At 66.4% G+C, this 6,999-nt stretch carries 6 protein-coding genes, 2 tRNA genes and 1 riboswitch; of the genes, 5 read left to right on the forward strand and 3 right to left on the reverse strand.

Features of this window, described 5'->3' with window-relative positions; all coding sequences use genetic code 11:
• The 5 genes from FKP22_RS16260 to FKP22_RS16280 all read left to right on the forward strand — a co-directional run.
• Window positions 1-352 (forward strand): SAM-dependent methyltransferase (locus FKP22_RS16260; protein WP_233446857.1); only part of this gene is annotated, 352 nt, incomplete at its 5' end.
• 123 nt (window positions 353-475) lie between these two features.
• A complete protein-coding gene (fdxA, locus tag FKP22_RS16265; RefSeq protein ID WP_141288510.1) occupies window positions 476-799 on the forward strand; it encodes a ferredoxin FdxA in 324 nt (107 codons plus the stop codon).
• 135 nt (window positions 800-934) lie between these two features.
• Window positions 935-1,041, forward strand: a riboswitch (TPP riboswitch).
• 60 nt (window positions 1,042-1,101) lie between these two features.
• Window positions 1,102-3,252, forward strand: a complete 2,151-nt coding sequence (locus FKP22_RS16270; RefSeq protein WP_141288511.1) for a TonB-dependent siderophore receptor — start codon at window positions 1,102-1,104, stop codon at window positions 3,250-3,252.
• Window positions 3,253-3,366: 114 nt separating this feature from the next.
• Window positions 3,367-3,442: transfer RNA gene (locus FKP22_RS16275), tRNA-Asn, on the forward strand.
• A 106-nt stretch (window positions 3,443-3,548) separates the two neighbouring features.
• A tRNA-Asn gene (locus tag FKP22_RS16280) sits at window positions 3,549-3,624 on the forward strand.
• 69 nt (window positions 3,625-3,693) lie between these two features.
• On the opposite strand, the gene FKP22_RS16285 is transcribed toward FKP22_RS16280, so the two are convergent.
• The 3 genes from FKP22_RS16285 to FKP22_RS16295 form a co-directional block, all read right to left on the reverse strand.
• Window positions 3,694-4,647, reverse strand: coding sequence for a Bug family tripartite tricarboxylate transporter substrate binding protein (locus tag FKP22_RS16285; RefSeq protein ID WP_141288512.1), 954 nt, complete (start codon window positions 4,645-4,647; stop codon window positions 3,694-3,696).
• A 235-nt stretch (window positions 4,648-4,882) separates the two neighbouring features.
• On the reverse strand, window positions 4,883-5,068 hold the full coding sequence (locus FKP22_RS16290; protein ID WP_141288513.1) for a hypothetical protein: 186 nt from the start codon (window positions 5,066-5,068) through the stop codon (window positions 4,883-4,885).
• 84 nt (window positions 5,069-5,152) lie between these two features.
• Window positions 5,153-6,868: a cation:proton antiporter domain-containing protein gene (locus FKP22_RS16295; RefSeq protein ID WP_141288514.1), complete on the reverse strand. Its 1,716-nt coding sequence runs from the start codon at window positions 6,866-6,868 to the stop codon at window positions 5,153-5,155.
• Window positions 6,869-6,999 lie beyond the last annotated feature (131 nt).

Here is a 6,999-nt window from a genome sequence, read left to right on the forward strand (position 1 = left end):
CCTGGCGCTGAGCACCGCGATGACGGCAGAGTTGGAGTTGCGTGCCAGCCAGCGCGCCGACACCGAAGTCTTCTACATGGCCGGCCGCCAGCTGGCCGACCTCTCCCGCCGGCTGCAGGACGCCGGCTGGGCAGGCGACACGCCGGTCAACGTGGTCTCTCGCGCAGGCTGGCCGGACCAGCTGATGTCCGACCATTGCGTGAGCACCTTGCCAGCCGCCTGCGTGATGCATGCCGGCCGGCCGGCTGTGGTCACCGTGGGCGTCGGCGCGGCACCGGTCTGTCGCCTGTTGGCTGCGCCGACTGCGACAGCAGTTGAAGGCCATCCAGCAAGCGCCGCCTTCCCACCGTAAAATTCGCTTTTCGCCAGCCGCTGCCGGCGCGGTCGACTTCGGTCGCCAGCCGCCGCGCAGCAAGCCACGCGTGCGTTCCTGCAGACGGGGCGCCCCCTTTTCTCATACAAACGATTCCGCCCCATGACCCACGTCGTCACCGAAGCCTGCATCCGCTGCAAGTACACCGACTGCGTCGACGTCTGCCCCGTCGACTGCTTCCGCGAAGGCCCGAACTTCCTCACCATCGATCCGGACGAGTGCATTGACTGCGCGGTCTGCATCCCCGAGTGCCCTGTGAACGCCATCCTGCCCGAGGAAGACGTGCCCGGCGACCAGCAGCAATACATCGCGCTGAACGCCGAACTCGCCAAGCTCTGGCCCAGCATCACCAAGCGCAAGCCCGCGCTGCCGGATGCCGACGAGTGGAAGGACAAGACCGGCAAGCTGGGCGAGCTCAAGCGCTGAGCGCCGCGCTCACCCGAACAGCCCGCCGCGTGCGGGCTTTTTTGTGGGCTTTTTGCGCCGGCCGGTCCGCCACCGTGTTGCGCGCTGGTTAAGGGCGATAATCCGCCCGCGCTGCCGTCTCTCTCACGACTGCAGCGCATCCGCTAGGGGTGTTGGCCCGTCCACCGGACGGGGCCGACTGAGACAGTCCCTTTGAACCTGATTGAGGTAATCCTCGCGCAGGGAAGCCATGTTGAGAGCGCGTGCCGGTCCTCGGCCGCCATTCACTGCATTGCCCTTGCGCCATCGACTGGAAGTCACCGATGGCCCGCCGCCTTTCTTCTTCTTTTCTTCGCCTGCCGCTCGCGGCTGCCGCGCTGCTGGCATTGACCGCCGGCGCCCACGCACAAACCACGCCGACCGAGGTCGTCACCGTGACGGGCCGCAGCAGCGCCCTGCCCGCCACCATCGCCGGCTTTGGCGACACGCCATTGGCGCGCTCGCCGTTCCAGGCCAGCGTGTTGAACACCGGCCTGCTGCTGGACAGTGGCATCGACTCGCTGGGTGAGATCACCAAGCTGGACGCCAGCATTGGCGACGCCTACAACGCGCCCGGCTACTGGGCCTCGATGCGGGTGCGCGGCTACGAGCTGGACAACCGCCACAACTACCGGCGCGACGGTCTGCCCATCAATGCCGAGACCGCGCCGCTGATGGACAACAAGGAAAGCATCGAGGTGCTCAAGGGCACCAGCGGCGCGCAGGCCGGCATCAGTTCGCCTGCGGGCCTGGTCAACTTCGTCGTCAAGCGCCCTCGCGGGGACCAGAAGAGCGTGCTGCTGGGCTGGACCGAGTCCGGCAGCCTGAAGGCAGCCGCCGACATCGACCAGCAACTGCTGGACGGCCAGGCCGGCCTGCGCATCAACGCCTCGGTCGAGAAGCTGGACCCGCTGCAGCACGACACCGAAGGTCACCGCCACCTGCTGGCCGCGGCCGGCATGCTGAGCCTGGGCAGCGGCGGCAAGCTGGAGGCCGAGGTCGAGTTCAGCCACCAGTCGCAACCCAGCGTGCCGGGCTACAGCATGCTGGGCGACACTTTGCCCAAGGCCTCGACCGTGGACCCGCGGCTGAACCTGAACAACCAGCCCTGGTCGCTGCCAGTGGTGTTCGACGGCCAGACCGCCAGCCTGCGCTGGACCCAGGCGCTGAGCGCGCAGTGGCAGCTCAGCGCGCAGGCCATGCTGCAGCGGCTGCAGACGGACGACCGCGCGGCCTTCCCGGTTGGCCTGTTCGACCCTGTCACCTACGACTGCGCGCCGTGCGACCGCTACAGCGCCGACGGCCATGTGTCGCTGTGGGACTTCCGCAGCGAAAACGAGCACCGCGACACCCGCACCGCCGCGCTGACGCTGGAAGGCAAGCTTGCCACCGGTCCGCTGACCCACCAGCTCTCCACCGGCCTGACCTGGAGCAAGCTCACCGCCCGCTTCGGCCCGCAGACCTACAACCTCGCCGGCACCGGCACGGTGGACGGCAAGACCGAGGTGCCGGCCAGCCCCGAGGCGCTGTACACCAACACCAACCGCGACGAGCGCAGCGTCGAACTGCACCTGCGTGACGTGCTCGACCTGAGCCAGGCCACCCGCCTCTGGCTGGGCCTGCGCCACACTCGGCTGTCGCGCGGCAGCGTGGCCACCGACGGCAGCGAGCCTGTCAGTTACGACCAGAGCTTCACGACGCCATGGCTGGCGCTGACGCAGCAGTTCACGCCCACGCTGATGGGCTACGCCAGCTGGGGCCAGGGCATCGAGAGCGACGTGGCACCGAACCGCCCGGTCTACAGCAATGCCGGCCAGCCGCTGCCTGCGTTGAAGAGCCGCCAGACCGAAGTGGGCGTCAAGTTCCAAGACCGCGAACTGGACGCCAGCCTGACCGCCTTCGACATCCACCGCCCGGTCAGCAGCGACCTGGGCAGCTGCTCGGACGATGGCAGTTGCACCCGGGTGAGCGCTGGCGACGCGCGCCACCGCGGCCTGGAAGCCAGCGTGGACTGGCACGGCGGCCCGCTGACCCTGCGCGGCAGCGCAATGGCACTGCGCGCCCGGCGCGAAGGCGCGGCCGATGCGGCCCAGAACGGCCTGGTGCCGGAGAACGTGGCCCAGCGCTCGCTGCGTGCCACTGCCATTTACGCACCGCCGCAAGTGCCCGGCTTGTCGCTTGTCCTCACCGCTTCACATGAAGGCTCACGCTACGTGCTGCCGGACAACTCGGTCGCCATTCCTGGCTGGACCACCTGGTCGCTCGCCAGCCGCTACCAGACCCGCATTGCCGGCCATGACACCGTGCTTCGCGTGGGCGTGGACAACCTGTTCGACCAGCGCGCCTGGCAGGAAAGTCCGTACCAATATGGCCATGTCTACCTGTATCCGGTGGCGCCCAGAACTTTTCGCGCGTCTTTTCAAGCGTTTCTGTGAGCCCCAGACCTGCCGCTTCGCGTCAGGCCCCCCGAGGGGGAGAAGAAAACTTGGGGCGGCCCGGCGTTTTCTTGTGAAACCCTTTAATTTCTGCCTATAATCTGAGGCTTCACTTCCCCGATAGCTCAGTTGGTAGAGCGCCGGACTGTTAATCCGTAGGTCCCTGGTTCGAGCCCAGGTCGGGGAGCCAGATCAAGACGCCAAGGTGCCACCGCATGCCTTGGTCGACATACCAAGGTCTCGGGATTTCCGGGACTGACGAACTGCCAGTCAAGTAATTCACTTGCTTGGACAATTCCTCGATAGCTCAGTCGGTAGAGCGCCGGACTGTTAATCCGTAGGTCCCTGGTTCGAGCCCAGGTCGAGGAGCCAAATCATGAGAGCCAGCAGATGAATGTCTGCTGGCTCTTTTTTTCGTGGCTTCGTCAGCGCCTTTTCAGGTCAGTTCTTCAAGCCAAGCTTGGGAATGAGGGCCTTGAAGGTCTCGTTGTCACGCGCCATCACCGCACGGAAGGTTTCGTCGTCTCCGTAGGCGTAGCCAAGGGACAGCTTCTCCATCGCTTCGCGCATGGCCGGTTCCTGCATGGTCTTTTGCGTCGCCACCTTCAGGATCTCCACCACCTCCTTCGGCGTGTTCTTCGGCAGCCCCAGGCCACGCCAGGTGCCCACGGCCACGTCAATGCCACGCTCCTTCAGGGTCGGCACCTTCTCAAACCCCTTCTGGCGCTGATCGGCCATGACCGCAAGCATCCTCAACTTGCCTGCCGCCACATAGGTCGCCACCTCCGCCGGGCTGACCGACACGGCGTCGATGTGGCCGCCCAGCAGGCTCAGCACCGCCGGGTTGGCGCCCTGGTAGGGAATGTGGCTGAACTTCGCACCAATGCGGTCTTCCAGCGCCGCGGCCGCCAGGTGCCAGATCGAGCCGTTGCCCGAGTTGCCGACCTGCAACTCGGTGCCCGGCTTCTTGGCGGCGGCGATGAACTCCTCGATGGTGTTCCACGGCGCATCGGCCTTCACCGTGATGGCGGCCGGGTCGGCGTTCATGCGGGCGATGGGCGTGAACTCCTCGTGGCTGAACTTCTGCAGTCCCAGGTGCGGCAGCGTGGTGAGTTCCACCGTCATCAAGGCCAGCTTGTAGCCATCCGGTTTGCTGTTGAGCACCTCCTGCCAGCCGATCACGCCGCTCGCACCGGGCCTGTTGTAGACCACGATGGGTTGCGGAAAGTGCCTGCGCGCAGCCTCGGCAAAGGCACGCGCCAGTGCGTCGGTCCCGCCGCCGGGGTTGTAGGGAACGACCAGCTCCACCGGGTGATTGGGGTAGTCGACAGCCAAGGCAGGACCGGCGCCACAGGCGGCAAGCAGGGCGAGGCAAAAGGCGATGCGGCGGTTCATGTGGTCCCAAATAGTCAGACCATTTGAGAATCGCAGCGTTTTCAAACCCTGCCAATCGGGTTAGCCCGGCTTTGGCGCGCCCAAGAGAGACTGTCGCGCGCCAGGCATGAAGCGCCGGGGCGCACACTTCAACCAGCCGAAACAGGCACCTGAAAAAAACAGGCCCACATGGGGCCTGTTTCATCTATCGATCAAGCGAGAGACGTGGGCTGAAGGCGCGCCAGGCGCCGTCCGCTCACTTGCTGGCTGCGGGAGCAGCAGCAGCGGCCGCGTCGGCCTTCTTCTTCGAGTGCTTCTTGTGCGAAGCCTTGGCCGGAGCCGATGCAGCAGCGGCCGATGCCTCCGGCTTGGCGGGCGTTTCGGTGGCGAAGGCACCGGCAGCAAACACGGTGGCGATCAGGGCAGCAGCGAGCTTGTTCATGGCAGTTTGACCGCGAGGTCAATCAAGTGGATGGTGCCGGTTCAACGCCACGTGTTTCTGGCACGTTGACGAATCAACCTGTCGTCAAGCTGTCATCGGTGCCGGCGTGTCGCGGTCGAAGCGGTCCAGCACGTGGCTCAGCATGCCGCGCGCCAGTTCCTCCTCACCATAGAAAACCGCGCCGATCTTGTCGCGCCGCAGCAGTTCGGACTCGTCTTCGCTGTGGGTGCGCAGCACCACCTCGATCTGCGGGTTCAGCGCGCGGGCGGCCTCGGCCATCTGGCGCACGTTCAAGGCGTCCGGCGTGGCGATCACCAGCATCGCAGCATTGGCAATGTGGGCCTGGATCAGCACGGCAGGATCGGCTGCATTGCCAGAAACTGCGGCCACACCGCGCTTGCGCAGGTCTTCCACGCGCTCGCGGTTCTGCTCGGCGACGACGTAGGGGATGCCGCGTGCGTCCAGCCCCTGCGCAATGCGCTTGCCCACGCGGCCGTAGCCGACGATCACGACCTGACCTTCCAGGTAGCGGCGCTCGGTGCTGGTAGGCAGTTCGGCGTACGGGTCTTCGCGCTGCTCCAGCCGCTGCGCCAGCGTCGAGCGCGCCAACACCCAGCGGCGAAACGGTTCCAGCGCGGCGAACAGCAGCGGGTTCAGCGCGATGGAGATCAGCGCGCCGGCCAGCACCAGGCTCATGCCTGCGGCCGGCAACAGGCCCAGCGCCACGCCCAGTCCCGCCAGGATGAACGAGAACTCTCCTATCTGCGCCAGGCTGGCGGCCACCGTCAGCGCGGTGTTCAGCGGGTAGCGGAACAGGATCACCAGTGCCGCAGCGGCAAGCGCCTTGCCCAGGATGATGACGGCCACCACCGCCAGCACATGCCCCGGCTGCTCGACCAGGATGGCCGGTTCGAACAGCATGCCGACCGAGACGAAGAACAGCACCGAAAACGCATCGCGCAGCGGCAGTGACTCTTCGGCCGCCCGGTGGCTGAACTCCGACTCGCGCATCACCATGCCGGCGAAAAACGCGCCCAGCGCAAACGAGACCTTGAACAGCACCGCAGCGCCGTAGGCAATGCCGATGGCCACCGCCACCACCGCCAGCGTGAACAGCTCGCGCGAGCCGGTGCGCGAAACCTGCCACAGCAACCAGGGCAACACGCGCCGGCCCACCACCAGCATCAGCACGATGAAGGCCGTGACCAGCAGCAGGGTCTGGCCAATGGCCCACCAAAGAGGCTGGCCAGCTTCGGCTTCGGGCACGGTGCCGCCCAGCACCCCCGCCAGTGGCGGCAGCAGCACCAGCACCAGCACCGTGGCCAGGTCTTCCACCACCAGCCAGCCGACCGCGATGCGGCCGTTCATGGACTCGAGCGTGTTGCGCGCCTCCAGCGCCTTCAGCAGCACCACCGTGCTGGCGCAGGACAGCGACAGGCCAAACACCAGGCCCTGCCCCCATGTCCAGCCCCACCAGTGGGCCAGCAGCATGCCCAGCAGCGTCGCAAACGTCATTTGCACGATGGCGCCGGGCACCGCCACGCGCTTCACGGCCAGCAGGTCCTGCAGCGAAAAATGCAGGCCCACGCCGAACATCAACAGCATCACGCCAATTTCCGACAGCTGCGACGCGATGTGCACGTCGGCTACATACCCCGGCGTGGCCGGGCCGATCAGGATGCCGGCCATCAGGTAGCCGACCAGCGCGGGCAGCTTCAAGCGCTCCGCGATGAAGCCAAGGACCAGGGCAACGCCAAAACCGGCGGCAATCGTGGTGATCAGAGAGGTGCTGTGTTCCATGTCTGGTTGACCTTACCAGACGCTTCCGTTTCTCCAGGCGATGGCCGGACGCTGCGACAGGAATAGCCTCAGCTGCGCGCGCCCAGTCGGCGGGACAAGGCCGCCGCGCTGGCCCGCAACAGCTGCGCAGC

Origin of the sequence: Ideonella azotifigens (genome assembly GCF_006519715.1) — a bacterium.
In the GTDB taxonomy this organism is placed as follows: Bacteria; Pseudomonadota; Gammaproteobacteria; order Burkholderiales; family Burkholderiaceae_C; genus Ideonella; species Ideonella azotifigens.

Coding starts and splice junctions, on each gene's coding strand:
- FKP22_RS16295 (WP_141288514.1), bottom strand. CDS start 6,868: ATGGAACACAGCACCTCTCTGATCACCACGATTGCCGCCGGTTTTGGC.
- fdxA (WP_141288510.1), top strand. CDS start 476: ATGACCCACGTCGTCACCGAAGCCTGCATCCGCTGCAAGTACACCGAC.
- FKP22_RS16285 (WP_141288512.1), bottom strand. CDS start 4,647: ATGAACCGCCGCATCGCCTTTTGCCTCGCCCTGCTTGCCGCCTGTGGC.
- FKP22_RS16290 (WP_141288513.1), bottom strand. CDS start 5,068: ATGAACAAGCTCGCTGCTGCCCTGATCGCCACCGTGTTTGCTGCCGGT.
- FKP22_RS16270 (WP_141288511.1), top strand. CDS start 1,102: ATGGCCCGCCGCCTTTCTTCTTCTTTTCTTCGCCTGCCGCTCGCGGCT.